The organism is Paraburkholderia ribeironis (genome assembly GCF_900019265.1).
Classification (GTDB): Bacteria; Pseudomonadota; Gammaproteobacteria; order Burkholderiales; family Burkholderiaceae; genus Paraburkholderia; species Paraburkholderia ribeironis.
Window position 1 is genome coordinate 50,746 of the sequence record NZ_CYGX02000048.1, and the last position, 25,881, is coordinate 76,626.

The following is a 25,881-nucleotide window of genomic DNA, read 5'->3' on the forward strand; positions in this document are numbered from 1 at the left end:
GCGCCCGCCGGCGCCAAGAGCGCGGCGGACTGCCATCCGTGCCGCGCCGACGTTGCTTCGCGTTGTGCGCAAAGTCGGCTACACTCGATGTCAATGTCGGTCACCATTGTCTTTCGACGCATTGTGTCAGCGCGATTCAGGCACGTCAATGGTGATGGCCATTATGTTTTTTAATCGACGCGATCGTCAGAATCAAGGAGGAATCGATGGGCGTCTCGAGACAGCAGGCCGCCGAGAACCGGAACGCGATCGTCGCTGCCGCCGAGCGGCTGTTCCGGCTGCGCGGCGTCGACGCCGTGGGGCTAACGGAACTGATGAAGGAAGCCGGCTTCACGCAAGGCGGCTTCTACAACCACTTCAAGTCGAAGGACGCGCTGGTCGCCGCGGTGATGGAAAAGGCGATGCAGGACCGCGCGGATTCGCCGAACGCCGGCAGCATGGCGAAGCAGGCGGCGCTCTACCTGTCGGCCGCGCACCGCGACAACGTCGAGGCGGGGTGCCCGCTGTCCGGCTTCGCGGGCGACGCGCCGCGGATGACCGATGCGGCACGCGCGTCCTATGCGCGCGGCGTTGCCGCGTATCTCGACCGGCTGGAAAGCATGATCGCCACGCAAGGCGCGACGGCGAAACAAACCCGTCGCGACGCGATCGCGGTGTTCAGTCAGATGGTCGGAACGCTCGTGCTGTCGCGTGCGATCGCCGGCGTCGATCCAGCCTTCGCCGATGAAATCCTCACCGCGGGGCGGCGCACGCTCGTCGACGCGCTCGACGACCCGGCTGCGTAGGTGTAACGTCCCGCCCGGCGCTCGGCGCGCGCTACGCCACCGCACGCGCAGAGCGCCGCATGTTTTGCTCGCACATCAGTTCGCGGTTCTACATACAGCAAGGGGTTCTGGGAACGATCGAGCCGATCATTGGTTCCGCGTGCTGGACTGCGCACTTACGATCGTCGCGAACCGTACCCACGTAGAATCATCGAAGGTTTCAACCTGTTTCAAACGGGATGCAGCCCCAGCCTTGCGTCACTGGGGTCACCAGATGCGTTCGGGGCGGCGACCCGACCGGCTTGCCTCGCCTTGACTGGCTGCGGATGCAGCAACACGGCGCAATGGGTGAGGCGCCAACTCGATGACGGAGCAACCCACTATGCGAAAAATCAAGTGGACTCTGTGGTTAACGCTGGCCGTCGTCACGCTGGCATGGCTCGCGTCGGACCATCCCTTCCCGCGTCCGGTCACGGTGTTCTCGCTGCGACCGGTCTGGACGCAATACACCGGACTGATGGCGATCGCGGCAATGAGCGTCGCGCTAGTGCTCGCGAACCGTCCGCGCTGGCTGGAGAAACCGCTCGGCGGCCTCGACAAGATGTACCGTCTGCACAAGTGGCTCGGCATCGCCGGGCTGACGTTCGCGGTGCTGCACTGGCTGCTCATCAAGGGCGTCGAGTGGGCGGTCGGCTGGGGCTGGCTTGCGCGCCCGCAGCGCGGACCGAGGCCTCCAGTCACTTCGGCCGTGCAGCAGTTCCTGCGCGAATATCGGGGGCTCGCCGAAACCGTCGGCGAATATGCGTTCTATGCAGCGGTCGTGCTGATCGTGCTCGCGCTGATCCGGCAGTTCCCGTATCGGTGGTTCGCGAAGACCCACAACTGGCTCGCCGTGCTGTATCTAGCCCTTGCGTTCCACACGGTCGTGCTGCTGCGCTTCGGCTACTGGCGCGCGCCAATCGGCGTCGTGGTCGTGGTGCTGCTCGCGGCCGGTATCGTGTCGGCCGTGCGTGTGCTAGTCGGGCATGTCGGTAGCCAGCGTAAGGTCGAAGGGCGGATCGCGTCGCTCACCTGGTATCCGGAGCTGCGCGTGCTCCAGACGGCAATCGATCTGCGGTCCGGCTGGCCGGGGCATGCGTCGGGGCAGTTCGCGTTCGTCACGTCGGACCGCAACGAAGGCGCACATCCTTATACGATCGCGTCCGCGTGGAACCCTCGCGCACCGCAGGTGGTGTTCTTCACGAAGGAGCTCGGCGACCACACGAGCAGGCTAAAGGATCGCCTGAAGGGCGGCATGCCGGTGATGGTGGAAGGGCCTTATGGCTGTTTCACGTTCGCAGACCAGCGCACGCACCAGATCTGGATCGGCGCGGGCATCGGCATTACGCCTTTCATTGCGCGGATGAAGGAGCTGGCGCAGCATCCGGACCGGCGTCATCGGATCGATCTGTTCCATACGACCGCCGACTTCTCGCAGAAGGCGATCGATCAGCTCGTAGCTGACGCGAAGGCAGCTGAAGTGCAGCTACACCTGCTGGTGGATGCGAAGCACGGCAGGCTGAACGGCGCGCGCATCCGCACGGCGATTCCCGACTGGGCGAGTGCAAGCGTGTGGTTTTGCGGGCCGCCGGCATTCGGCGAAGCCGTGCGCAACGATCTCGTCGCACACGGTCTCGATAGGGCCGACTTTCATCAGGAGCTGTTCCAGATGCGCTAGGTCGTCGTGGCGCCTTATTGACCGACGGGCCTCACGATCAGCAGATTCCTTACCGAGGTCACACCCGCCACGCCACTCGTCACCTGTTCCGCAAGCGTACTCTGCGATTGCTCCGGCACCCAACCTTGCAGCGTCACCGCGCCGTTCATTGCGCGAACGGAAATGCCGGAGGCGTTGAGCCCCTTCGTATGCGCCAACGCGTAGCGGACCTTCTTTTGCAGGGCACGGTTTGCCGCGCGCATTTCCTTCGCGCTGGAAGCGGTCGTGGCGCCCGCTGGCGCCGAAGTCTCGCTGCCGCCTTGTGCCAACGCGCCGCACGCAGCGATTGCCAGCGCAATGCCACTGATCCAGCGTACTGCTTTCGATGATTTCATGAGTTCGTCTCCTGCCGTTGTGTGTTCTGTTGTGCGTTCTGCTGCGTGTTCTGCTGCGTGTACTGGTACGGCCCATCGGCTACGCGCGGCTCACGCAGTCATGCCGCCATCGACCGACAAGGCCGCGCCGGTGACATAGGCTGCCTGACCGGAAAGCAGCCACACCACTGCGTCCGCCACTTCGTTTGGCTGGCCGATCCGGCGCATTGGAATCATTTCGTCGAGCAAATGAATGTCGCCATTCGTCGAGCGCATGTAATTCGGCGTCTGCGTAGCACCCGGACACACGGCGTTAATGCGGATATTTTTAGCCGCATACTCCTTCGCGACCGCGCGTGTCAAACCCACGACCGCATGCTTGCTTGCCACGTAGTGCGCAATGCCTTCCATGCCGCGCAGCCCGAAGATCGACGCATTGTTGACGATCGCCCCGCCGCCGCTGCGCAACATGGCTTCGATCTGATACTTGACGCCGTAATAGACGCCCTTGAAGTTCAGGTCGATCACCCATTCCGATTCCTCGACCGGCGTCGCGTCGATCGGCTTGAAGTCCGCATGGCCTCCTGCGTTATTGAACGCAAAGTCGAGGCGCCCGAAGCGCGATTCCGTGAACGCCACGAGTGCTTCGTTATCCTGACGACGCGATACGTCCGCGACGTGAAGCTCCGCTCGCCCGCCTGCGCTCACGATTTCGTCGCGCACGCCGCTCAGCTTCGCCTCGTCACGACCCGCGAGCACGACACACGCGCCCTCGCGCGCCAGCGCGAGCGCAGCCGCGCGGCCCATGCCGGAGCCGCCACCGGTTACGAGTCCCACTTTGTCTTTCATTTGCATTGGTTGTTCCATCGAAATATGGCCCGCGATGTGTTGCCCGCCATCCGTTGCCCGCTAAACCGCCTGCGCCTCTTCCGGCACGCGGCTCTCGTGGATCGCCAGATCGCGCCGCAGCACGACGGGCGCGCCGCCGTGCGTCTTCTTGTTGATCCACGCCGAAAGCGCCGAATCCATATAGTCGGCGTGGCCTGGAAACCAGTCGCTCAAGGCCTTCGCGAGACGCTTCACATCGCTCAATCCCACGGCGGCGCTCGCGGCGAGCGTCGTCACCTTCTGCACAGCGTCCAGTACGCGCTGATGTTCGTCGAGGTGACAGTCGGCAGCCGGAAAGTCCGTTTTCTCCATCCACTGCCGCTCGACCTCGAAGTGAGAAAGCAGATGCTTTTCCACCGCCCGCAGGCAATCCAGCGCGGTATGCTGGGTGGAGTGCGCGAGAGCGGTCACGACCTCCACGAACTCTTCGTGCGCGGCGTCGATCGGCCCGTGGCCGAGCAGCATCGCGTCGGACCACGTCAACCCGCCGTCGTCGCCGGCCATCTTCGCCGGAGCGCCGTCCGGACTACCCTGTCGATCAGTCATCTGCTTCCTCTCCTGCATCAAGTCTTCAGCCAGCGCGACTTACTTCGCCGCCGCGCCGATCAGCACCGCCATCATCACCGCCGGCGCGTCGCTGCGGTTGCGCCAGGCGTGACGGGTTCCGTTCTGCACCACGATGTCGCCCGCCTTCAGGTGGCGAATCTCGCCATCGTCGAGTTCGAGCCACAGTTCGCCCGACACGATGATGTCGTAATCGACCGTCTGCGTGCGATGCATGCCCGAGCCGTCTGGCTCGAACGCCTCTGCAAGGCCCGGCAGATGCGCGGCGTATTCCTGCGCCGCCGCGGCTCCGTCGAATTGCGGCGAAGTCATCACGCTGTCGGGCGGGAACTGCACGACGATCAGGCGCGTTCCGTGCGGAGCGGGCACCACCGACTCGATCGACACGACCGGATCGCGGCCATCGTCGGGCAGCGGCGGGACCGCCTGCGAAGTCGCCCACGCGAGCGTGGTCTGAAAACCGGGCACCGCAGCGTAATCGTGCGTATTGGCCACCGGCCCATCGGACAAAATCACTGCCCGGCCATCGCGCTCGCCGGTCACGACACGTCTAACCATGATCATTTCCTCCTGTGATTGAGTTTGTTTTTCACACGCCGCCGGTCACTGCAAGATGACGACGTTGACGAAGCCGCCCGCGCGCTTCTCCGCGTCGGCGAGCGCCTCGTTTGCCTGCTCGAGCGTGTAGTGGTGATGTTCGAATACGCTCAGGTCAAGCGTGCCGCCCGCGGCCATCTCCGCGAGATCCTGGCCCTCGGCGACCGAGAACCAGAGCGAGCCCAACACGCTCACCTGCGCGCACATCAGCTCATGGAGATTCAGCGGCAGCGGATCCGACATCGCTCCCACCTCCACGAGCTTGCCGCCGCGCCGCAGCGACGAGATGCAATCGAGCGTGACCTGATGCGAGGCGCCGGGCCCGATCGCATCGATGACCGCGTCCACGCCAAGCCCATCGGTCTGGGCATGCGCCCAGTCGGCAAGCGACCCGCTTCCGTAGGAGAACGTACGAATGCGCTGCGGGTCGAGCGCGCGCACGCGGGCGAGCAGCGCCTCGTTGCGGGCGACGCAAAGAATGCGCGTGGCGCCCATTGCCCGTGCGATCTGCACCGCGCCGAGTCCGAGCGTGCCGGTCGCGCCGCTGATCAGCACCGTGCGCCCAGCGCCCACGCCCGCCTTGCGCAGGCCCGAATAGGCAGTGCCGAGGTAGCCGAAACGCGCGGCCTGCTCGAAGCTGACGGCGTCGGGCAGCTTGACGAGACCATCCGCGGGCGCGCTGGCGAATTCGCTGAAGCCGCCATACGGGTACTGCTCGTAGATCCGTTTCGATTTTGGGCCGAAGCCGAAGTAGCCCTGGAAGGTGAACGCCTCACAGTTGATCGGCTCGCCGATACGACATGCCTGGCACGAGCCGCACGATCGGCCGGGATTGATATAGACGCGATCGCCGACGGCCACGCCGGTCACCGCGCTGCCCACTTCGGCCACGACGCCTGCCGCATCGAGCCCATAAATCGCGGGCAGGTCGGGCACCGTGAGATAGGCGCGGTCGCCATAGTTGCTCATGACGTTCCGCAGGTTCGGCACGACGCCGGAAGCTTTGACATCGACGAGCACGTCCGTCGGTCGAAGCAGCGTCGGGCGCGCGATCTCGTCCAGCACGAAGCGTCCGGCGGGTTCATGAACGCGCATGACGCGCATGGTGTTCGGTACAGTCATGTTGTCTCTCCAGTTTGCGTTTTTTGATTGACAGTGACGAAGCGTGCGCTCGGGCACGCGTCAAAACACATGCAGCAGGCCGATGTTGCCGGTGACCTGACTGCCGCCCGATGCCGGACCGGGCACGAGCGAGATCCACGCGGGACCGCCCGATGCCTGCTGCAACGCGATACCGCTGTAAATGCTGGTGCGCTTCGACAGCGAATACATCACCGACAGCGTTTCCTGATGGGCTTTCTGGTTCTTCAGCGTCTCATTGCCCTTCATGAATTGATACGCAAGATTCGCGTGGACGAAGGGCGAGAAAGTCCACGTGACGTCGGCTTCGTACACGGCCACGCGTGCGCCGTTCTCCGTGTTCTCCGTGTTGGTGTACAGGGCCGCCAGTTCCGCCGGTCCCACGACCCACGATGCGCCAGCCCCCATGTTGCGGATGCCGTCGTTACCGTGGTTCAACTCGGGATACTTCACATAGGTGTAGGCACCGTTGAGCGCAACCGTGCCGATGTGATAGTTGACGCCGAAGCTCTGCCCGCTGTTCTGGCCGAACGATCCCGCCTGGCCGCCGAAGCTGTATTGCGCGCCCACCTGCAGTCCGGCGATCGTCGGGCTCAGGTACTTGACCGAGTTCGGGATCGGCGCGCCCAGCGTGCGGTCGAAGTCGAATGAGCCGTTGCCGGGCGGGCCGTTCGGGATATTCAGCCCCGCAAACGAGCCTTGCCGCAGGCTCAGCGAACTCACGAAGGGAAATGCCGGACCCCAGCGATCGACCACCAGCGAATAGAACATGAAGTCGATCTGGTTGCCCGCTGTCAGCGTGCCCCAGCGGTCGTCGCGCAACCCCACGTAGGTCTCGTGGCCAAACAGGCCGTTGACCGACGCGCCGTTGTTCAGGCTGAACATGCCTTCCAGCTTGAAGACGGCCTTCAGTCCGCCGCCCAGATCCTCGGTGCCGCGCAAGCCGAACAGGTTCGGCGCTGCGGTGCCCGGATCGGCGAGCCAGTTGCTGTGACCGCCGACGTTCGAAACGTACATCACGCCCGTATCGATGATGCCGTACAGCTCGACGCTACTCTGGGCATGCGCTGCGCCCGACAGCATCAAAGCGCCGAGCACTGCCAGTTTTTGCATTCTTCTCACCACACTCTCCTCCGTTTAACTGCCTTTGATTCACTCGCCAGCGCTTGCCCGCACGGCTTTGAAAGGCCCTGCGCCCGGGTTGCTGAAAGCATGTACAAACGCCTGATTTATTTAGTATTTCTAATTTTTTGACGATGCTGGGTCGCTTGCCGCTGCACTTGCCCAGGGAAACCCCTGGAGCCGGTACACGCGCCGTATGCGGTGGCAATCGTCACTCGCTGCGCAGCGGCTCCAGACGGGCTCCAATCGTCTTTGTCGTGACAATGATCAAGAGATGTCACGTTGATAACTGAGCGAAGATTGATTGAAAATAAATTGACTGTCAATTTAAGTTTTCGTAGTCTTCGCTCACAGCGTCGGATCCGATGGTCCCGGTGAGCGGGCCGGGCCGGGTCAACCTGTGGAGCAAAAGCGCTCGCGAAGCCTCGCGCAGCGCACGCGAGACCATCAAAAACCAGGAGATACCCTATGAGCGATACGCCCATCGTCCGCCGGCGAAGCAGCGGCGCCCGACTGAACAACATCAGCGATGCACGCGTCAACGACGCGAAGGTTCAAAGCCAGTACCAGCCGTACAAGGATGCGGCGTGGGGTTTCATCAACCACTGGTATCCGGCGCTGTTCAGCAACGAGCTGCCGGAAGATGCCGTCGAGGGCATCCAGATCTGCGGGATTCCGATCGTGCTGCGCCGCGTGGACGGCAAGATCTATGCGCTGAAGGACCAGTGCATTCACCGCGGCGTGCGCATGTCGGCCAAGCCGATGTGCCTGACGAAGGACACCATCAGCTGCTGGTATCACGGCTTCACGTTCGAGCTGGAGACCGGCAAGCTCGCCACCATCGCCGGCAACCCTGACGACAAGCTGGTCGGCACAACCGGCGTGACGACCTATCCGGTCGAGGAAGTCGCGGGCATGATCTTCGTGTTCGTGCGCGAGGACGATTTCCCGGACGAAGACGTGCCGCCGCTCGCCCACGATCTGCCGATCCGCTTTCCGGAGAACGACGAGCGCTTCCCGCATCCGCTGTGGCCCTCGGCGCCGAGCCTGCTCGACAAGGACGTCGTCGCCTACGGCATGCATCGCACGGGCTACGCGAACTGGCGCATCGCCTGCGAAAACGGCTTCGACAACGCGCACATCCTCGTGCACAAGGACAACGCGATCATTCACGCGAAGGACTGGGTGCTGCCGCTCGGCATCGTGCCGACCTCGGACGATTGCATTGCGGCCGTGGAGGACGAAAACGGCCCGAAGGGTCTCGTGCAATGGCTCTTCACCGAGAAGTGGAATCCGGTTCTCGAGAACCCGAAGGTCGATCTCAAGGTCGAGAACCTGAACGCTCGCCCCTACCGGACTTCGGTGTTCATGCCCGGTGTGCTCATGGTGGAAAACTGGCCTGAAGAGCACGTCGTCCAGTTCGAGTGGTACGTGCCGATCACCGACGACACCTACGAGTACTGGGAAGTGCTCGCCAAGGTCTGCAAGACCGACAAGGAACGCAAGGACTATCGCTACCGCTACGAATACATGTTCAAGCCGCTGTGCCTGCACGGCTTCAACAACTGTGACCTGTACGCACGCGAAGCGATGCAGGACTTCTACGCCGACGGCACCGGCTGGGACAACGAGCAACTCGTGTCAACCGACGTTTCGCCCATCACGTGGCGCAAGATCGCCTCGCGCTGGAACCGCGGCATTGCGAAGCCCGGCCGCGGCGTGGACGGCGCGATCAAGGCTTCGAGCATCCGCATGAAGAAGACCGCGGAAGGCAAGCAGCCCGCCTACTTCGTCGACAAGATCGAAGCAGAGAATTGATCAACGCAGCACAAGGGTATCCGTATGTCTTCCGTTAGAAACGTCACTTTCAATTTCCGCGACGGGAAAGCGACATCGGTTGCCGTGCAGCAGGGCGAGAGCGTGCTCGATGCCGCGCTCGCCGCCGGCATTCCGGTCCTTCACCAGTGCCGCTCCGGCTCGTGTTCGAGCTGCATGGGCCGGCTGGTGGAGGGCCGGGCCGGCATGCGCGCCGGCGCGAGCTCGACGCTGCTGCGCAGCGAGTTCGACGCCGGCGACCGCCTGCTGTGCCTGACCGAACCCGAAACCGACTGCACCTTCACGCTCAACTACGAAAGCGACGCGGGCGCGGCGGGCGCCGTGAAGGCGCATGCCTTCGTCGACAGCGTCGAGAAGGTCGCGTCGAACGTCGTGCGCGTGACGCTCGAACTCGCCGAGGGGTCGTGGTTCGATTTCCGTCCCGGCCAGTTCATCCAGGTGCGCGTGCCCGGCACGGACATCACGCGCAGCTACTCGCCCTCGAGCACCGCCGCCGACCTGCCGAAGATCGAGCTGCTCGTGCGCCTGCTCGAGGATGGCGTCATGTCGTCGTGGCTGGAGCACGCCGCCAAACCCGACGACGTGCTCGAAATCGAGGGGCCGTTCGGCAACTTCTTCCTGCGCGAGAAAGTGCCGGCGCCGCACATCATGATCGCGGGCGGCACCGGTCTCGCACCGATTCTCTCGATGATCGACACGATCCGCCGCAAGCCGGGCCGCAAGCCGCCCGTGCTGCTCAGCTTTGGCTGCGCGACGCCCGAGCAGTTGTTCTGTCTCGGCGACATCGCGTTGCGCCAGCACTGGCTGCCAGGCCTCGCCACCCGCATTTCGGTGGATCAGGGCGCGAGCGGCGACCTGCTGAGCGGCAACCCCGTCGACGCGATCCGTCACGACGACGTGGGGCACGCCGACGCCGTTGCCTACCTGTGCGGCCCGCCGCGCATGATCGAAGCGGCCACGCAACGGCTCGCCAATTTCGGGCTGCGCCCGGAGAACATTTACGCCGAACAGTTCACACCGTCGAACTGAGCCGTACGGCAAACATCCGGAGAGAGCCCCGTGATTTCAACGACACCTTTACCGTTTTCCACCGAGCAGCAGGCGTGGTACGAGCGCGCCTGCGCGAAACTCGACACGCGGCGCCTGCAAAAACTGCTGTTCGAACTGACGGGCATCCACAGTCCGACTGGCGCCGCACGCGAGGCGAGCCAGTTCATGGCGGATTACCTGGCGCGCGCCGGCCTCACCGCCAGCTATCGGCGGATGAACGATCAGACCGGCAACGTCGTGGCCGAACGGCGCGGCAGCGGCGGCGGCGCGTCGCTGATGCTGTACTCGCCGATCGACACGCACCTCGAAGGCGACGAAACCGATCAGCCGTGGATCGGCGAGCCCGATTATGTCGACCTGAAGCCCAAGCCCCGCATGGACGGCGACTGGGTCTTCGGGCTCGGCGCATCGAACCCGAAAGGCATGATCGCCACGCTGACCGAAGTCGCCACGGCGCTGATCGAAGCGGGCGTGCCGCTCAAGGGCGACCTGATCGTCGCGATGGCCGACGGCGGTATGCCGGTGGACCTCGCGGCGCGCGACCAGGCGGGCATGTCCGCGGGCGTCACGCATCTGCTGAGCCGCGGCGTGGCGCCCGACTTTGCCATCGTCATGAAGCCGTGGAACTGGGTCTATCACGAAGAGCCGGGCATGGGCTGGTTCAAGCTCAAGGTCAAGGGCTCGCTCGGTTACGCGGGCGTGCCGCGCGGCACGCCGGGCTTTCGCAGTTCCGTGGTTCCCGCCGCGCACGTGATCCTCGAACTCGAACAATGGCTGGTCGACTATGCCGAGCGCAACACGTCGGGCGTCGTCAAGCCGCACGGCTGGATTTCGGGCGTTCGCGCCGGATGGCCCGAGCGCCCCGCGTTTCCTTCCGCGGTCACCGAAATATTCTTCGATGTCCGAATCAATCCACGGACCACTCCCGGCGAGGTGAAAGCGCAGTTCGCGCAATTCGTGGCGGACCTGCGCGCACGGCATCCCGACTTCGATCTAGATTGGGAAATGTACGGCTCCGTTCCGGGCGGCACGACGTCGCCCGAGAACTGGATCGTGCAATCGGCGCGCCGCGGCTGGGAGCACATCGAGCAGCGCGCCCACCCGACGCCCGACTATCTCGGCGGACAGACCGACGGCGCCGCGCTGCGCCGCTTTGGCATCCCGACCGCGCGCATCGGCTGGCCGTGGCCCGCCGCGGGCTCGCCGGAGCCGCTCGCGGAAGGTCTGGGCGGCATGGGCGCCACCTATATCCCCGACCTCATGCCGTGCGCGCACAAGATCATGTATGCGGTGATCGACACGCTCACGCGCACGCGCGAAGAAGTCGGCCTGTGACCGCGCAATCTCACCAACCACGAAAGCCACGATGACACACTCAGACCTGCATTATCTGGACGCCGGTGCGATTGCGCATCGGATCCGCACGCGCGAAGTCTCGCCGGTCGAGCTCACGCGCATGATCCTCGAGCGGATCGATCGACTCGACACCACGCTGCACAGCTACGCACGCGTCATGCGCGAAGAAGCGCTGGCACAGGCCGCCGCAGCTGAGCGGCAAGTGCTGTCCGGCGAGCCGCTTGGGGCCCTGCATGGCGTGCCGATTGCGATCAAGGACCTCTATTGGGTGGAAGGCGCGCCAACGGCGGCCGGCACGACCGTCCACCGCGACTTCGTGCCCCGCGAAGATGCCACGGCGGTCAAGCGGCTGCGCGAAGCCGGCGCGATCGTGCTCGGCAAGCTCCAGCTCACCGAAGGTGCGTTCGCGACGCATCATCCGTCGGTAACGCCGCCCGTCAATCCGTGGCACGCGAACCATTGGGCGGGCGCCTCGTCGAGCGGCTCCGGCGTGGCGACCGCCGCGGGCTTGTGCTACGCCTCGCTCGGCACCGACACCGGCGGCTCCATCCGCTTCCCTTGCGCCGCGAACGGGCTCACGGGCATCAAGCCAACATGGGGACGCGTGAGCCGCCACGGCGTTTTCCAACTTGGCGCGAGTCTCGATCACGCGGGCCCGATGGCACGCAGCGCCGCCGACGCGACGCTGCTTCTCGGCATCATCGCGGGCCACGATCCGCTGGATCCGACTTCGCTGCCCGAAGCGCAACTGTCGTTGCCCGATACGGCGCACGACCTGCGCGGACTCACGATCGGCATCGACTACGCGTGGAGCACCACCGGCGCCGACGCGGTCATCGTCGAAGCGCTCGATCGCGCGCTCAGGACGCTTACCGACCTCGGCGCCACGCTACGCGAAGTCAAGTTTCCCCATGTGCGCACGGTCGTCGACGAATGGGAGACCAACTGCGGCGTCGAGGTTGCCGTCGCGCACGCACAAACGTACCCGCGACTTGCAGCTGAATACGGTCCCGCGCTCACGCGCCTGATTGAAATCGGCCGGGAAACCAGTGCGATGCGCTATCAGGAGGTCCTGCTCAACCGCGCGGCGTTCCGCGGACAAGTGAACAAGCTGATGAGCGGCATCGATCTTCTGATCGCGCCCGTTCAGCCGTTCGCCGCGCCGACGCACGAACAGCTCGGCGCACTCGCGCAAGACCCCGAGCTCAACGCACAGCTGATCCAGTTCACCGCGCCGTTCAACTCGAGCGGGCACCCGAGTATCGCGCTGCCCGGCGGATTCACGGCGGGCGGAATGCCGATCGGCTTGCAGTTCGTGGCGGCGCACGGCGCAGAGGCAGTATTGTGCCGCGCCGGCATGGCCTACCAGCACGCGACGGACTGGCACCGCGCACGGCCGCTGGACTGACGTCCGCTCGCGCTCAGGGCCGCAGGAGGCGACGCCGCAGAAGACGGGCGTCAGCTCTCCTCTGCCTTGCGTGGCGTCTTGCGAGCCGGCTTGGGCTTGGGTTTGGGCTCCACCTCTACGGTCTGCGGCGTGATGGTCGCGGAATCGCGCGCCGCCTCTTCGTAGATGCCCGTGAGGAGCGACATGAAGCGCGCGCCCTTTTCGAACTTGTCCTGGACGTCGGTGATTTCCTCGAGGCGCTTGACGAGGATCTCCTGCCGGACCTTGTAATACTCGTCGGTGAGCTTCACGCCCAGCTCGCTCGCCACGTAGGAGTAGGTCTTGCTGTTCTTGTCCTTGCACTTCTCGATCAAGCCGGCCGATTCGAGCTTTCTGAGGCTGTATTGAATGTTGGGAATGTCGTCCCGGTTCATCAACCGCGCGATCGTCGCGCTGTTCTTGGGCCGGTCCTGCATGCGAATCACATGCAGGATGACGTGCTCCTGATACTTGATATCGACGCCCGCCGCGATGGTGATCATGCCGGTGGTCAGCACGAAGCGCGAAAACGCCTCGTAAAAGCGTATCAGCGACCATTCGAATTCGGTTGCCTGGTACTCCATGTCCGACTTTGCGAGGTGCCACCCGCGATAGAATTTTGCTTCCATTCCTCGACCCGAATAACTGTACGTTCCACCTGCCGGTCCCCTTCCGTTTGTCGGATATGGCGTTCGCGCACCTCGACAAGGTTTGTGCAAACGGGAACCGCCCGGCAATATAAATCGATCGTCCACTGATTAACGATCGATAGTTTAACAATCATTTCAGGCGCGGGCGCGGTTTCAGGAACCGTCGCGTGTCACGCTCCGGCTCGCATTGTTCCGGGCTCGTCCACTTGCATGGCGTAGCTAGAGCTCACTGCGCCTGAGCAGATAATCGAGGCCGCCAACCCGATACCATCGGTATCCGTAGGGTTCGAGCACCACCGCATGATGACCGTCAGCGCCCGCCTGGCTGTGGTGGTCGGACAGTAGATTGATCAGCCGCTCTGCGCCGGTTCGTTGCAGCCCGAGCGGAAAGGCCAATTTGAGACATTCGACATGGATGCCTGATTCGTCCACAATCCGACGAAACCGCGTCTCACTTCTATCGAATTTAAGGAGCTGGTCGGTGACTTACGTCCTCTACTATTCACCGGGTGCCGCAAGCATGGCAGTCCATTGGATGCTGATTGAGACAGGGCTTCCGTTTGAGGCTCGGCTAGTCGACATCGACAAAGGCGCACAGCACACCGCTGAATACCGACGTTTGAGTCCCACCGGGCGGGTTCCGACGCTTGTGGTCGACGGTGTGCCTCGCAGCGAATCAGCTTCCTTACTCATGTTGCTGGCTGAGCGCCATCCCGCCACTGCCTTGGCGCCATCCCCTGGCTGCGCCGATCGTCCAGAGTGGATGGAGTTGATGATCTATCTTGCTAACACGCTGCTACCCGCGATGCGCGACTGGTTCTACGCTGGAATCGACGGTGACCCAGTCGGGGCCGATGCAGTCAAAGCTCTTGCCCAGAAACGGATCGAACAAGCATGGGACAGGCTGGAGGCACTTCTCAGCGACGGCCGAGCTTACTTTGTGGGGAACGCGCTCAGCACGGTCGACTTTTTGGCCTTGGTGCTCATGCGCTGGTCCCGTAATATGCCGCGCCCGGCGACAACCTGGGAACATCTTTCGATGTACATCCAGCGACTTCGTGCTCTACCGTCGTTTATCGAGGTAAATGCACGCGAAGGCCTCACGGACTGGTCCAATTCGACTGCATAACGCAACCATGAATTGCCTCGTGCAAGTCATCCGGCAACGTTCGTTGCGGTATCCCGTGGGGGAAGTCGAATGGCAGTTATCGCGAACACCGATCGTCTGGAGGATCGCCTCATGCCTTTTGCATGGAATGCGCCCCCGAGACGATCGTGGCGTTCGGTCGTGAGACGAAGTGCGCCATCAAGATCAGTGGTTAGCCCACCACTCAGTCGCTTTTTGCTTGTCCCAAGCGGGAAGGACGTCACGCTCGATCGACGCATTACTCAGCGCGGGGAAGTCTTTTTTGAACGCCGTAACGTCGTTGTCGAACCGGTCTGACACACTGATGTCCCACGTCCCGCCGCTAAAGCCAGTCGCCGCCTGATCAATCAGCGGAATGACCGGCCCTGCACGCAACTCACCGTCTTTGCGTTCGACGACCGTGGCGTCGATATGTCCAAGATATACGATCGAATTCGGCTTGACTTCGACGACCTCGTGAAGCGGTGCGAAGAACATGCCGTGGAACGGGAATATACCGCTTTGACCCGTGATTCCGCGCATCACATATTTTCCTGGGGCCAGCGGAAGTCGAATGAAATAGTGGTTGCCGGAGTCGCCTGCAGTTGCTGCCTGGTCGTCAAACTTGAAATTCAATCGGTCTGCGCGACTGTCTGCTGCTCCGCGTTCCAGGTTCACCACGATAGGGCTCGGCTGATAGCTGGTGTGATACGCGTTCTTTAATGTCACCGTCATCAAGGCGTACGAGTTTTTCGTCGTATCAACGGAACTCGTTGTCGTCGTCGGTGACATTGTAGAAACGGTCGCGCAGCCGGAAGTCAAAAGCGTGCCTACGGTGGCGAAAATCGCGATGTACTTTTTCATTACAGATCGGATGGAGAGTAGTGGTTAAGGTTTTGTTCTAGTCAAAATTTCGATTTGCCTGGCACGGGAATCGTCCGTGTCGATTATGCTGCGTGAATGATGTGGCACACGACGCATGCCAGGTAAACGACAGAAAGGCAAAAAACTTGAGTGTTTCGTTGATTTAGGTATCTGAAGATACGGATGACTAATCCAATATGGAGTGCTCAGCACAGTGGTGTTCATCTCGGCTTTCTTATTCGACTAGTAGGTTGAACGACCGCTTTTCGCAAACCTGAAGGTCCGCTGCGGATCGAGACTTCCCATCCACATGCAGCGGCACCCGACGTTCGCACTGGCGAGTGTCAACACCAGGAAAACGACCTGCAACGACCTCACGGGAACCAACGTCTGAGTATCGGCAAAGCGGCAAAGGGGCAAAGGCCGAATTCAAGTCATCCGCCACCCGTACCGGACACCATCTCACAAACCGTACAGGTACTGTACTGGCCAGCGTCGCTAGAATGTGCTCCACTGCCCTTTCGCCGACACCGGAGCCGACCATGTCTTTCCTCAGTCTCAGCGCGCTGCCCGCCGGCATGCTGTTCGCGCTCGTCACCACCATCACGCCCGGTCCGAACAACACGATGTTGCTGGCCTCCGGCGTCAACTTCGGTTTTCGCCGCACGCTGCCGCATGTTTCCGGCATCAGCGCCGGCGTCGTGCTGTTGATGCTGTCGGTCGGCATCGGTCTCGGCGAAGCGTTCGTCCATTTCCCCGCGCTATACACGGTGCTCGAAGTCGCGAGCGTCGCCTACCTGCTGTATCTCGCGTGGAAAATCGGCACGTCGGGCGAGTTGAAGGTGAAGAACGGCGAGCGCCGGCCCATGCGGTTTCATGAGGCGATCGCGTTCCAGTGGGTCAATCCGAAGGCATGGATGATGGTGTTGACCGCCGCCACCACGATCCATCTGAGCGAAAGCTACAGCATGAACGCCGTCGCGATGGCGGTGATCTTCTACGTGATCGGCTTTCCGTGCATCTGTTTGTGGGCGGGCTTCGGCACGGCGATGCGCGAGGTGCTGTCGGACCCGAAGCGGCTGCGCATCTTCAACGTGGCGATGGCATTACTGCTGGTGTTTTCGCTCTATCCGATCGTGCTGAAGCTGCTCGGCCACCCGGGCTGAGCGAGCCTGCAACGTCTCCTAAAGCTTGCCCTGCCCGACTCGCTCGATGAAGCGCCACAGCGCGTCATCGGTCGAGTACGGTACGTTGAAGCGGAACCACGCGCTCGGCGCATCGTCCGGGCGGAAGTACGAGCCCGGAGCGAGCCAGATGCCGTGCTCGAGCGCGGCCGTCGCCACTTCGCTGGCCCGCTGTGCGTCGATCGGCAGACGCACCCATAGAAAGAGACCTGCCCGCGGCCGGTAAAACACGTCGAGGCCGAGCGCGTCGAGCCGCTCCTCGACCGTCGCGTGCGCGAGCTTGAGCCGCTCATTGACCGCCTCGACATGACGCGCGTAGCGCCCCTCGACCAACACCTTGTCGACGATCCGCTCGATCGCTTCCGACGACGTCAAGCCCACCGCCATTTTCGTGCGCGCCAGTTCGCGCAGCACCGCCCGCTCGGCGACCACGTAGCCGCAGCGTAGCGCCGGCGTCACCGTCTTCGAAAAACCGCCGACGTAGAGCACGCGCTGCAAACCTTCCATCGCGGCGAAAAGCGGCGCGCCCGCCGGTGCAAGTTCGCGGCTGACATCGTCTTCGATCACCCACGTGCGCTGACGCTCGGCGATCTGCAGCAACCTGAACGCCGCCGACATGCCGAAGGTCGCGCCGGTCGGATTCTGCAGCGTGGTGTTGACGAAGATGGCCTTCGGCTTGTGCTGTTCGACCAGTGCTTCGAGCATGTCCGTATCGACCCCCGCCGTCGTGCGCGGCACGCCATGCACGACGAGTCCCGCCAGCTTGAGGATCTGCAGCAGATTGCAATAGCCGGGGTCCTCGACGATCACGGCATCGCCCGGGCGCAGCAGCGTGCGCACGATCAGATCCAGTCCCTGGGTCGCGCCCTGCGTGAGCAGCACATTCGAGACGTCGACCGGCAGGCCGCGCCGGTCGAGCTGCTCGGCGATCCGCTCGCGCAGCGGCGCGAACCCGTACGGATGGCCGTAGTCGCCGAGCCGCGCCGCCGGCACCCGGCTCGTGGCGCGCAACGCGTGTTGCAGGCCGGTCTCGTTGATCCACTCGTTCGGCAGCCAGCCGCCGCCCGCCTTGATCGGCACCGAATGGTCGGCGAACACGTCGGACAGCAGCCAGGTCGCGGTGAGGCTCGGCGGCTGCCAGTCGGTGGCGGCGACGCGCGTGGCCGGCGAGCGTGCGGCGACGCGGTAGCCGGAGCCGCGCCGCGCAACCACGAGGCCCATCGACACCAGCCGGTTGTACGCCTCGGTGACGGTGAAGGTGCTCAGCTCATGGCTCTGCGCGAGCTGCCGTACCGACGGCAACAGCGCGCCCGCGCGCAGCGATTGCGCCTCGATGGCGCGCGCAAAGCCTTGCACCACCTGCTCGACGAGCGTCGGGGCGGCGCGGCGGTCGCGTTCGAGTTCCAGTTCGATCATGGTCGTGACGAAGAAGCAATCCGCTGCGCGCGGCCGGGTTGTAAATACGTACGGCACTGCGTAATGCCGCAGTGCGGCAGCACGTGGGCAGCACTGCGGCAGCACCGCAGCAGCACTGCGCGGTCCAGCACTGCGCGGTCCAGCACAGCGCAGAACGCACCGCCGCGCCGGTCAGCACGCCGATCAGACAGCGCGTTCATCGACACAGTTGGCGCGAATCCACCATTACAGTTAGCACCACACTACGTCAACTGTTTATGCCGCCATTAAACCGCGAACGCTACAGTTTCGCTACGCCACTTCGAGGAGATACCCATGACTTCGCGCCCCGTCATCGACGACCTGTCGTCTTTCTGGATGCCCTTCACGGCCAACCGACAATTCAAGGCCGCGCCACGCCTGCTCGAATCGGCCAAGGGCATGTACTACCGCAGCACGGACGGGCGCGAGGTGCTCGACGGCTGCGCGGGTCTGTGGTGCGTGAACGCGGGCCACGGCCGTGACGAGATCGTCGCGGCGATCACCCAGCAACTGTCTACGCTCGACTTCGCGCCGACCTTCCAGATGGGCCACCCGCTCGCCTTCGAAGCGGCCACCAAAGTCGCCGGGCTGATGCCGGCCGGCCTCGACCGGATCTTCTTCACGAACTCAGGGTCCGAATCGGTCGACACCGCACTGAAAATCGCGCTCGCGTACCACCGTTCGCGCGGCGAAGCGCAGCGCACGCGCCTGATCGGCCGCGAGCGCGGCTATCACGGCGTGGGCTTCGGCGGCATCTCGGTCGGCGGCATCGCGGCGAATCGCAAAACCTTCTCCGGCGCACTGCTGCCGGCCGTCGATCATCTGCCGCACACGCATAGCCTCGAACACAACGCGTTTTCGAAGGGTCAGCCCGCTTGGGGCGCGCATCTGGCGGAAGATCTGGAGCGCATCGTCGCGCTGCACGACGCGTCGACCATCGCCGCGGTGATCGTCGAACCGGTGGCCGGCTCGACGGGTGTGCTGATTCCGCCGCAAGGCTATCTGCAAAAGCTGCGCGAAATCTGCACGAAGCACGGCATCCTGCTGATTTTCGACGAAGTGATCACCGGTTTCGGCCGCATCGGCAAGGCCACGGCGAGCGAGTATTTCGGCGTGACGCCGGATCTGATCACGATGGCGAAGGCGATCAACAACGCGTCGATCCCGATGGGCGCGGTGGCGGCCAGCCGCACGATCCACGACACGATCGTCAACAGCGGCGCGCAAGGCGCGATCGAGCTATTCCACGGCTACACGTATTCGGCCCACCCGGCCGCGGCCGCCGCCGCTATCGCGACGCTCGATCTGTATCGCCGCGAAGGGCTGTTCGAGCGCGCAGCCACGCTGGCCCCGGCCTTCGAAGCCGCTGCCCACTCGCTGCGGGGCGCGAAGCACGTGAAAGACGTGCGCAATCTCGGCTTGATCGCGGGCGTGGAACTCGAATCGCGCGACGGCGCGCCGGGCGCGCGGGCCTACGAAGCGTTCGTCAAATGCTTCGAGGCTGGCGTGCTGATGCGCTTCACGGGCGACATCCTGGCGTTTTCGCCGCCGCTCATCATCAATGAAGAGCAGATCGCGCATATCTTCAAGACCGTGGGCGACGTGCTGGCGACCGTGCAGTAACGACGCGGCGACACGCCGGCGAGAAGGCGGCGGCACGCGTTGGCGTGCCGCCGCCTTCTTCTTTCTGTCAACGCGTGCGGCTTTCCTTGAACACGAGCATTCCGCCCAATCCGCACGTCAGACACGCTCCGCTCGCTCGATACACCCAGCACGCACCCAACTTCAGTGATGCGCGCGTGTGCGCGCTCCCTTCTTGGCCGCCGCAGAACGCCCCGCAGCGCCCTTCGTCGCGGCAGCCTTCTTCGCCGCCGCAGAACGGCTCGCCGCCGGGCGTTTGGCCGCCGCCGACTTCGCCTGCGTCGACATGGCCGCAGCCGATGCGCCCGCGCGGCTCTCGCGTTTCAGTGCGTTGGTGGATGCGCGTGAGCGCTTCGCAGTCGACTCCTTGCTCGCGGTTTTCTTCGCCGTGCCGCCGCGTTGGCCGGCAGCGATGTCCTTCTCCGCTTTCTTGCGGGTCGCTTCGCTGGTGGTGCCTTTTTTGGGCGCCTTCACGGCGACGCCCGCGCGTCGCGCTTCCGACAGGCCGATGGCGATCGCCTGCTTGGCCGACCTGACGCCGTGCTTGCCGGCGCGCACCTTGTCGACCTGTTCCTTGACGAATTCTCCCGCCTGCGTACTGGGTGCCTTGCCGGCGCGTTTGTCGGCCTCGGCACGCTTGAGGGTTTTCTGTTCAGGCATGATCGTCCTCCAGTTTTGGCTGTGGCCTATGTCATGCAGCAACGTCCGTGCCGGGGTGGCCGGGCGCATCGGCATCCGGTCGCGCAGCGCCATCGGCCGGCCGCTGCACGCTTGCGCATCGCTCGCACGCAATGGCGCGGCCCGCGCGGATCGCCGGCGTAAATTCGGCTATTGCCCGCATCGCCGCGCCGCTTCGGCAAATCGGTCAGCGGGGCTCGCGCCCGTCAGCCGGACGGCGTATGGTGTTGGCAAGGGTCGGCGTCGTAGTCCGACCTGACGGGAGACGTCCATGAAGATACCGACCGTTCGCGCAGGAGCGCATATCGAAGGCGTGCACTGGGTCGCCGAATACGTCGAAGACGTTCACGAGATTCGCATCTTTCGCGAAGGCCAGGAAGTGGATGTGCACAACGCGCCCTCCACCCTGTTCGGCGACGAGGAGAACGCGGGCTCCAAGAGCACCGCGGATCATCGTGCGATCGAAGCCGCCGTGCTGGCTTATCTGAAGCGTTTCGTCATCGAGCACGACGCTGAGGAGTAGCGGGTCGCGGCGCCGGTGCGGTGGCCGTGGCGAGTAAGGCGGCATCGTGCGCGCCAGGGTTCGTTTCCCGCGCGCCTGCGGCGCCGGCCGCCGCAGGCATGCTACCCGCACCATGACACGGACTCCGCGCCGCTAGCGCGAAGCTGGCAGAGCGAGCAAGGCGCTCAGTCCGCAGGCCGCAGCTTCCTGACCTCGGCGTCCGTTGGCTGCACGCTGGCGCCGTCGATATACCGGTACGACGTCATCACGCCCTTGCCGTCCTTCAACCCCGTCACGCCGACGTACGCGCCCATGGTCGACTGATTGTCCTGCGCCCGATAGGTGATCGGCCCAAATGGCGTCTGCACATTGAGGCCCTTGAACGCGGCGGCGAGTTTGTCCGGGTCGACCGAACCGGCCTTCCTGATCCCGTCCGCGATCGACATCAGCGCCGAGTAGCCCACCACCGAGCCGAGCCGCGGATAGTCGTGATATTTGGCCTGATACGCGTCGACAAACTTCCTGTTAGCCGCCGTATCGATCGAATACCACGGGTAGCCCGTCACGATCCAGCCGGTCGGCGCTTCCGCGCCCAGCGGATCGAGATAGTCCGGCTCACCGGTCAGCAACGACACCACGCTGCGGTCCTTGAAGAGCCCGCGCGTATTGCCCTCACGCACGAACTTGCCCAGATCCGCGCTGAACAGCACGTTGAAAATCGCATCCGGTTTCGCATCGGCGATCGCCTGGGTCACGGCGCCCGCGTCGAGGTTGCCGAGCGGTGTCGCCTGTTCGACGACGAACTGCACATCCGGCTGCGCTGCCGTCAGCAGCTTCTTGAAGGTCGCCACCGCGGATTGCCCGTACTCGTAGTTCGGATAGACCAGCGCCCAGCGCTTCTTCTTCAGTTTGGCCGCTTCCGGCACCAGCATCGCGACCTGCATGTAGGTCGACGGACGCAGACGGTACGTGTATTTATTGCCGTCGGCCCAGACGATCTTGTCGGTCAACGGTTCGGCGGCGAGGAAGAAGATCTTCTTCTGCTTCGCGAAGTCGGCCAGCGCGAGGCCGGTGTTCGACAGGAAGCCGCCGAACAGCAACTGCACCTGCTCTCGCGCGATCAGCTCCTGCGCGACGCGAATCGTGTCGCCGGGGTTGCCGTTGTCGTCGCGCGAGACCACTTCGAGCGGCTTGCCGAGCACGCCGCCGGCGGCATTCACCTGCTCGAGCGCGAGATTCCAACCGTTCTTGTAAGGCCCGAGAAAGGCGGGCTGCGCCTTGTAGCTATTGATCTCACCGATCTTGATGGTCTGCTGCGCGCTCGCGCCGAAGGCGGCAAGCGTGCATACCATCGACACCGTGAGGCGAGAGATCCATCCTGCGCGCGTGGTCATGCGTTTCTCCGTTATAAGAAGGATTGTGTGAATGCTGATTTTTTTGGGGTGTGCGGGCGGGCGCTCACACGCTCAGATAAGCGCGCCTGACTGTTTCGTTTTGCGCGAGTTCGCCAATCGTGCCGCTAAAGCGGATCTGCCCTTTTTCGAGCACATACGCGCGGTCGCTGACCAGCCCGGCGAAGTGCAGATTCTGTTCGGACAACAGAATAGATAGCCCTTCGCGCTTGAGTTCGAGAATCATGTTGGCCATCTGTTCGACGATCACCGGCGCGACGCCTTCCGATGGTTCATCGAGCAGCACCAGATACGGATTGCCCATCAACGTGCGCGAGACGGTCAGCATCTGCTGCTCGCCGCCGCTCATCTGGCCGCCTGGACGACGCGGCATTTCACCGAGGTTCGGAAAGAGGCGGAACAGTTTATCCGGCGTCCATTGCGGCGCGCCTTCGCGCGGCGGCTGACGACCGGTGTCGAGGTTCTCCATCACCGTCAGGTCCGCGAACACGCGCCGGTCTTCGGGCACGAAGCCCATGCCCATGCGCGCGACCCGGTACGGTGCCAACGCACTGATGTTCTGCCCGCGAAACGTCACTTCACCGTGACGGCGCGGCAGCAGCCCCATCACCGCTTTCATCGTCGTCGATTTGCCCGCGCCGTTGCGGCCCATCAGCGCAACGACTTCGCCCCGGCCGACTTCGAGATCGACGTCGAACAGGATCTGCGCGCGGCCGTAGAACGCGTTGAGGCCGCAGACTTTCAGCAGCGGCTCACTCATTGCCGCGCTCCTCGCGCGGGCACGCGGCCAGTCGTGTCATCCAGCGATGCATGCGGCCGGAAGGTCTTGCCGGTGCCGAAATAGACTTCCTGCACGCGCGGGTCGTTGCGGATCGTTTCGGCGTCGCCCTCGGCGATCAGCTTGCCGCGCGCCAGCACGATCATGCGATCGGCGTACGCGAATACGACGTCCATGCTGTGCTCGGTAAACAGCACGCCGATCTGTTGCTCGGTGACGAGACGTTTGGTCAGGGCCATCAACTCGTTGCGCTCCTGCGGGGCCATGCCGGCGGTGGGCTCGTCCATCAGCAGCAGCTTCGGCCGGTTGGCCAACGCTATGGCCAACTCGACGCGCTTCACGTCGCCATAGGCGAGCACGCCGCACGCGCGGTTCGCATGCGCGCTCATGCCGACCTGTTCGAGCAAGGTGAACGCTTCATCGGCGTAGCGCGATCCTGTGGACTTCCACAGGCCGAAGGTTTTGCGTTCGCGCGAGACCAGCGCCATCTGCACGTTTTCAAGCACGGTCATCGAGTTGAAGGTCGCGGCGATCTGGAACGTGCGGCCCACACCGAGCCGCCAGATGTCGCGCGCACGCATGCCGACCAGCTCGTGACCGTCGAGACGAATGGAACCGGCCGACGGCTGCAACTGCCCGTTGACCATGTTGAAGCAAGTCGATTTGCCAGCGCCGTTCGGCCCGAGCAGCGCCAGCAGCTGACCGGCTTCGAGATTGAACGACACATCGTCCAGCGCCTTCAGCCCGCCGAACGAGCGCGACAGACCGGCTACGCGCAGCAGGCTCATAGACCCTCCTTGACCGAGGCGGCGCGTTGCGACGACGACACCGCGCTGCCGTCCGCATGGTCGGCTTTATCGGCGGAGTCGTCGCCGAAACGCTCGCGCATGAAACCCACGATGCCTTGCGGAAACGCCATCACCAGCAGCAGAATCGCGAAGCCCAGCAGCGCTTGCCAATAATCGGTTTGCCGCGCGACGGTGTCCTGCAGCCACGTGAACACGGCGGCGCCCACGATCGGGCCGCTCAGTGTCTGGAGGCCGCCTAGCAGCACCATCACGAGGCCGTCCACGGAACGGCTCACGCTGATGACTTCCGGCGAAATGGTTCCCTTCGAGAACGCGTACAGCGAGCCGGCCAGCCCGCAGAACAACGACGCAATCACGAACGCCGCCCACTGCACGCGCTTCACGTCGATGCCGATCGCCTCGGCACGCAACGCGGAATCGCGCGCCGCGCGCATCGCGTAGCCCAGCGGCGAAAACAGCATCTTGCGCAACAGCCACACACCGAGCACCGCACACACCAGCGTCAGGTAGTAAAACGCCACCGGCGACGACAACCAGCTCGACGGCCACAAGCCGAGCACGCCGTTGCTACCGCCCGTCACGTCGTCCCACTGGAACACGACCGACCAGACGATCTGCGCGAACGCGAGTGTCAGCATCGCGAGGTAGACGCCTGAAAGGCGCACGCAGAACCAGCCGAACACCAGCGCGCCACCCACTGCGAGCAGCGGTCCGAGCAGCAGCGCGGCTTCCATCGGCAGGTTCAGCACCTTGAGGAACAGCGCGGCGCCGTATGCGCCCAGCCCGAAGTACGCGGCGTGGCCAAACGAATGCATGCCGCCCGGTCCCATGATGAAATGCAGGCTGGTCGCGAACAGCACGGCGATCAGGATTTCGACCAACAGCACCGGCATGTACGGAAACGCGTTGGCCGCGAGCGGCGCGAGCACGAGGACCAGCAACGCGAGCGCGGCGAGCCATTTCAGGCGCTTGCCCGCCGGACGCAACGGCGTCTCCGGCGCCGCCATGCCACGCACCGCGACGCTCGCGCGGCCAAGCAGACCCCACGGCCGCACCACCAGCACGACCGCCATCACGACGAATTCGGCCACCAGCGTGAAGCGGCTCAACGACAGGCCCACGCCGAAGATCGCTACATGGCCGATGCCGATGCACAGCGCCTTGATCTCCGCGATGATCAGCGCGGCGATGAACGCGCCCGGAATCGACCCCATGCCGCCGACCACCACCACGACGAACGCATTGCCGATCGTCTCCAGATCCAGCGACAGATTCGCCGACATGCGCGGCCCCTGCAACGCGCCGCCGAGTCCGGCGAGAAACGCGCCGACGAAAAACACCCCGGTAAACAGCCACGCCTGATTGATGCCCAGCGCGCCGAGCATCTCGCGATCCTGGGTCGCGGCGCGCACCAGCGTGCCCCAGCGCGTGCGCGTCAACGCGTACCAGAGCAGCAGCAACACCACCGGGCCGATCACGATCAACGCGACGTCGTAGGTTGGCAGCGGATAACCGAGAAAATCGACCGCGCCTGCCAGGTGTGGCGCACGCGGTCCGAACAGGTCCTCGGGGCCCCACAGCCACAACGCGGCGTCGCGAAAGATCAGCACCAGGGCGAAGGTGGCGAGCAGGTGGAACAATTCGGGGGCCCGATAGATGCGTCGCAGGACGATCATTTCGACCAGCGCGCCCAGCACCGCGACCACCAGCGCGGCTGCCAGCACCGACAGCCAGAAGCCGCCCACGGTATGGCCGAAGCGGCTCGCGATGCTGTACGCGACGTAGATGCCGAACATATAGAACGAGCCGTGCGCAAAGTTGACGATGCGCGTCACGCCGAAGATCAGCGACAAACCGGCGGCGACCAGAAACAGCGTCGACGCGTCGGCGAGTCCGTTGACCAGTTGTACCAGCAAATTCGAAAACATCACGACCCTCAGCAGCTTGCCGGGCGGCACATGCGCGGCACGCGCAGCGCTCCCCTGCA

25 protein-coding genes are annotated in these 25,881 nt (G+C 64.0%); 10 read left to right on the plus strand and 15 right to left on the minus strand.

The window, feature by feature from the left end; genetic code table 11:
- The first annotated feature begins 206 nt into the window (after window positions 1–206).
- Window positions 207–785, plus strand: a complete 579-nt coding sequence (locus BN2475_RS22075; protein WP_094781622.1) for a TetR/AcrR family transcriptional regulator — start codon at window positions 207–209, stop codon at window positions 783–785.
- 361 nt (window positions 786–1,146) lie between these two features.
- Window positions 1,147–2,481: a ferredoxin reductase family protein gene (locus tag BN2475_RS22080; RefSeq protein ID WP_094781623.1), complete on the plus strand. Its 1,335-nt coding sequence runs from the start codon at window positions 1,147–1,149 to the stop codon at window positions 2,479–2,481.
- Between the two features lie 14 nt (window positions 2,482–2,495).
- Here BN2475_RS22080 and BN2475_RS22085 read toward each other — a convergent pair whose 3' ends face one another.
- The 6 genes from BN2475_RS22085 to BN2475_RS22110 all read right to left on the minus strand — a co-directional run bounded on the left by BN2475_RS22085 (window position 2,496) and on the right by BN2475_RS22110 (window position 7,136).
- Window positions 2,496–2,855 (minus strand): BON domain-containing protein, encoded by a 360-nt coding sequence (locus BN2475_RS22085; protein WP_094781624.1) that lies wholly within the window; start codon window positions 2,853–2,855, stop codon window positions 2,496–2,498.
- 90 nt (window positions 2,856–2,945) lie between these two features.
- Window positions 2,946–3,689, minus strand: coding sequence for an SDR family NAD(P)-dependent oxidoreductase (locus tag BN2475_RS22090; protein WP_094781625.1), 744 nt, complete (start codon window positions 3,687–3,689; stop codon window positions 2,946–2,948).
- Between the two features lie 54 nt (window positions 3,690–3,743).
- The gene (locus BN2475_RS22095; protein ID WP_245841468.1) at window positions 3,744–4,268 is read right to left on the minus strand and encodes a bacteriohemerythrin; all 525 of its coding nucleotides are present in this window, start codon (window positions 4,266–4,268) and stop codon (window positions 3,744–3,746) included.
- Between the two features lie 39 nt (window positions 4,269–4,307).
- Complete coding sequence (locus BN2475_RS22100; protein ID WP_094781662.1) at window positions 4,308–4,844, minus strand: cupin domain-containing protein; 537 nt, start codon at window positions 4,842–4,844, stop codon at window positions 4,308–4,310.
- A gap of 45 nt (window positions 4,845–4,889) precedes the next feature.
- A complete protein-coding gene (locus tag BN2475_RS22105; RefSeq protein ID WP_218023712.1) occupies window positions 4,890–6,005 on the minus strand; it encodes an alcohol dehydrogenase catalytic domain-containing protein in 1,116 nt (371 codons plus the stop codon).
- A gap of 60 nt (window positions 6,006–6,065) precedes the next feature.
- Window positions 6,066–7,136: a porin gene (locus tag BN2475_RS22110; RefSeq protein WP_094781626.1), complete on the minus strand. Its 1,071-nt coding sequence runs from the start codon at window positions 7,134–7,136 to the stop codon at window positions 6,066–6,068.
- Between the two features lie 477 nt (window positions 7,137–7,613).
- On the opposite strand from BN2475_RS22110, the gene BN2475_RS22115 reads away from it, so the two are divergent.
- The 4 genes from BN2475_RS22115 to BN2475_RS22130 are packed head-to-tail and all read left to right on the plus strand — an operon-like array spanning window position 7,614 to window position 12,795.
- Entirely contained in the window at window positions 7,614–8,963 is a 1,350-nt protein-coding gene (locus BN2475_RS22115; protein ID WP_094781627.1) for an aromatic ring-hydroxylating dioxygenase subunit alpha, read from the plus strand.
- Window positions 8,964–8,987: 24 nt separating this feature from the next.
- A complete protein-coding gene (locus tag BN2475_RS22120; RefSeq protein ID WP_094781628.1) occupies window positions 8,988–10,010 on the plus strand; it encodes an FAD-binding oxidoreductase in 1,023 nt (340 codons plus the stop codon).
- 30 nt (window positions 10,011–10,040) lie between these two features.
- On the plus strand, window positions 10,041–11,366 hold the full coding sequence (locus tag BN2475_RS22125) for a M20 family metallopeptidase (protein WP_094781629.1): 1,326 nt from the start codon (window positions 10,041–10,043) through the stop codon (window positions 11,364–11,366).
- Window positions 11,367–11,397: 31 nt separating this feature from the next.
- Entirely contained in the window at window positions 11,398–12,795 is a 1,398-nt protein-coding gene (locus BN2475_RS22130) for an amidase (protein WP_094781630.1), read from the plus strand.
- A gap of 50 nt (window positions 12,796–12,845) precedes the next feature.
- Here BN2475_RS22130 and BN2475_RS22135 read toward each other — a convergent pair whose 3' ends face one another.
- Together BN2475_RS22135 and BN2475_RS36570 are read right to left on the minus strand one after the other, a co-directional pair.
- Window positions 12,846–13,442: a winged helix DNA-binding protein gene (locus BN2475_RS22135; protein ID WP_094781631.1), complete on the minus strand. Its 597-nt coding sequence runs from the start codon at window positions 13,440–13,442 to the stop codon at window positions 12,846–12,848.
- Between the two features lie 240 nt (window positions 13,443–13,682).
- Window positions 13,683–13,895 carry a hypothetical protein gene (locus BN2475_RS36570; protein ID WP_425435555.1) on the minus strand — a complete coding sequence of 71 codons (213 nt, stop codon included), beginning with the start codon at window positions 13,893–13,895 and terminating at the stop codon, window positions 13,683–13,685.
- 49 nt (window positions 13,896–13,944) lie between these two features.
- On the opposite strand from BN2475_RS36570, the gene BN2475_RS22145 reads away from it, so the two are divergent.
- Entirely contained in the window at window positions 13,945–14,592 is a 648-nt protein-coding gene (locus tag BN2475_RS22145) for a glutathione S-transferase family protein (protein ID WP_094781632.1), read from the plus strand.
- 183 nt (window positions 14,593–14,775) lie between these two features.
- On the opposite strand, the gene BN2475_RS22150 is transcribed toward BN2475_RS22145, so the two are convergent.
- A complete protein-coding gene (locus BN2475_RS22150; RefSeq protein ID WP_094781633.1) occupies window positions 14,776–15,453 on the minus strand; it encodes a hypothetical protein in 678 nt (225 codons plus the stop codon).
- Window positions 15,454–15,995: 542 nt separating this feature from the next.
- Here BN2475_RS22150 and BN2475_RS22155 point away from each other — a divergent pair.
- A complete protein-coding gene (locus tag BN2475_RS22155; protein WP_094781634.1) occupies window positions 15,996–16,619 on the plus strand; it encodes a LysE family translocator in 624 nt (207 codons plus the stop codon).
- 18 nt (window positions 16,620–16,637) lie between these two features.
- Here the strand turns inward: BN2475_RS22155 and BN2475_RS22160 are convergent, their stop codons facing one another.
- Window positions 16,638–18,053 carry an aminotransferase-like domain-containing protein gene (locus BN2475_RS22160; protein WP_094781635.1) on the minus strand — a complete coding sequence of 472 codons (1,416 nt, stop codon included), beginning with the start codon at window positions 18,051–18,053 and terminating at the stop codon, window positions 16,638–16,640.
- A 315-nt stretch (window positions 18,054–18,368) separates the two neighbouring features.
- On the opposite strand from BN2475_RS22160, the gene aptA reads away from it, so the two are divergent.
- On the plus strand, window positions 18,369–19,697 hold the full coding sequence (aptA, locus tag BN2475_RS22165; RefSeq protein WP_094781636.1) for an omega-aminotransferase AptA: 1,329 nt from the start codon (window positions 18,369–18,371) through the stop codon (window positions 19,695–19,697).
- 162 nt (window positions 19,698–19,859) lie between these two features.
- On the opposite strand, the gene BN2475_RS22170 is transcribed toward aptA, so the two are convergent.
- Window positions 19,860–20,375, minus strand: a complete 516-nt coding sequence (locus BN2475_RS22170; protein ID WP_094781665.1) for a DUF6496 domain-containing protein — start codon at window positions 20,373–20,375, stop codon at window positions 19,860–19,862.
- A gap of 289 nt (window positions 20,376–20,664) precedes the next feature.
- Between BN2475_RS22170 and BN2475_RS22175 the strand changes: the two genes are divergently transcribed.
- Window positions 20,665–20,916: a hypothetical protein gene (locus BN2475_RS22175; protein WP_094781637.1), complete on the plus strand. Its 252-nt coding sequence runs from the start codon at window positions 20,665–20,667 to the stop codon at window positions 20,914–20,916.
- A gap of 164 nt (window positions 20,917–21,080) precedes the next feature.
- Here the strand turns inward: BN2475_RS22175 and BN2475_RS22180 are convergent, their stop codons facing one another.
- The 4 genes from BN2475_RS22180 to BN2475_RS22195 form a co-directional block, all read right to left on the minus strand.
- Window positions 21,081–22,289, minus strand: coding sequence for an ABC transporter substrate-binding protein (locus BN2475_RS22180; RefSeq protein WP_094781638.1), 1,209 nt, complete (start codon window positions 22,287–22,289; stop codon window positions 21,081–21,083).
- Window positions 22,290–22,353: 64 nt separating this feature from the next.
- A complete protein-coding gene (locus BN2475_RS22185; protein ID WP_094781639.1) occupies window positions 22,354–23,067 on the minus strand; it encodes an ABC transporter ATP-binding protein in 714 nt (237 codons plus the stop codon).
- Entirely contained in the window at window positions 23,064–23,873 is an 810-nt protein-coding gene (locus tag BN2475_RS22190) for an ABC transporter ATP-binding protein (protein ID WP_094781640.1), read from the minus strand. The genes BN2475_RS22185 and BN2475_RS22190 overlap by 4 nt, the downstream gene beginning before the upstream one ends.
- A complete protein-coding gene (locus tag BN2475_RS22195) occupies window positions 23,870–25,822 on the minus strand; it encodes an ABC transporter permease (protein ID WP_094781666.1) in 1,953 nt (650 codons plus the stop codon). The genes BN2475_RS22190 and BN2475_RS22195 overlap by 4 nt, the downstream gene beginning before the upstream one ends.
- Window positions 25,823–25,881 lie beyond the last annotated feature (59 nt).

Bases quoted from the DNA above. Each gene is read 5' to 3' on its own strand.
- BN2475_RS22170 (WP_094781665.1), bottom strand. From the start codon at position 20,375: ATGCCTGAACAGAAAACCCTCAAGCGTGCCGAGGCCGACAAACGCGCC.
- BN2475_RS22175 (WP_094781637.1), top strand. From the start codon at position 20,665: ATGAAGATACCGACCGTTCGCGCAGGAGCGCATATCGAAGGCGTGCAC.
- BN2475_RS22185 (WP_094781639.1), bottom strand. From the start codon at position 23,067: ATGAGTGAGCCGCTGCTGAAAGTCTGCGGCCTCAACGCGTTCTACGGC.
- BN2475_RS22110 (WP_094781626.1), bottom strand. From the start codon at position 7,136: ATGCAAAAACTGGCAGTGCTCGGCGCTTTGATGCTGTCGGGCGCAGCG.
- BN2475_RS22100 (WP_094781662.1), bottom strand. From the start codon at position 4,844: ATGGTTAGACGTGTCGTGACCGGCGAGCGCGATGGCCGGGCAGTGATT.
- BN2475_RS22115 (WP_094781627.1), top strand. From the start codon at position 7,614: ATGAGCGATACGCCCATCGTCCGCCGGCGAAGCAGCGGCGCCCGACTG.
- aptA (WP_094781636.1), top strand. From the start codon at position 18,369: ATGACTTCGCGCCCCGTCATCGACGACCTGTCGTCTTTCTGGATGCCC.
- BN2475_RS22160 (WP_094781635.1), bottom strand. From the start codon at position 18,053: ATGATCGAACTGGAACTCGAACGCGACCGCCGCGCCGCCCCGACGCTC.
- BN2475_RS22080 (WP_094781623.1), top strand. From the start codon at position 1,147: ATGCGAAAAATCAAGTGGACTCTGTGGTTAACGCTGGCCGTCGTCACG.
- BN2475_RS22190 (WP_094781640.1), bottom strand. From the start codon at position 23,873: ATGAGCCTGCTGCGCGTAGCCGGTCTGTCGCGCTCGTTCGGCGGGCTG.
- BN2475_RS22120 (WP_094781628.1), top strand. From the start codon at position 8,988: ATGTCTTCCGTTAGAAACGTCACTTTCAATTTCCGCGACGGGAAAGCG.
- BN2475_RS22105 (WP_218023712.1), bottom strand. From the start codon at position 6,005: ATGACTGTACCGAACACCATGCGCGTCATGCGCGTTCATGAACCCGCC.
- BN2475_RS22085 (WP_094781624.1), bottom strand. From the start codon at position 2,855: ATGAAATCATCGAAAGCAGTACGCTGGATCAGTGGCATTGCGCTGGCA.
- BN2475_RS22095 (WP_245841468.1), bottom strand. From the start codon at position 4,268: ATGACTGATCGACAGGGTAGTCCGGACGGCGCTCCGGCGAAGATGGCC.
- BN2475_RS22155 (WP_094781634.1), top strand. From the start codon at position 15,996: ATGTCTTTCCTCAGTCTCAGCGCGCTGCCCGCCGGCATGCTGTTCGCG.
- BN2475_RS22195 (WP_094781666.1), bottom strand. From the start codon at position 25,822: ATGTTTTCGAATTTGCTGGTACAACTGGTCAACGGACTCGCCGACGCG.
- BN2475_RS22135 (WP_094781631.1), bottom strand. From the start codon at position 13,442: ATGGAAGCAAAATTCTATCGCGGGTGGCACCTCGCAAAGTCGGACATG.
- BN2475_RS22130 (WP_094781630.1), top strand. From the start codon at position 11,398: ATGACACACTCAGACCTGCATTATCTGGACGCCGGTGCGATTGCGCAT.
- BN2475_RS22090 (WP_094781625.1), bottom strand. From the start codon at position 3,689: ATGCAAATGAAAGACAAAGTGGGACTCGTAACCGGTGGCGGCTCCGGC.
- BN2475_RS22075 (WP_094781622.1), top strand. From the start codon at position 207: ATGGGCGTCTCGAGACAGCAGGCCGCCGAGAACCGGAACGCGATCGTC.
- BN2475_RS22150 (WP_094781633.1), bottom strand. From the start codon at position 15,453: ATGAAAAAGTACATCGCGATTTTCGCCACCGTAGGCACGCTTTTGACT.
- BN2475_RS22180 (WP_094781638.1), bottom strand. From the start codon at position 22,289: ATGACCACGCGCGCAGGATGGATCTCTCGCCTCACGGTGTCGATGGTA.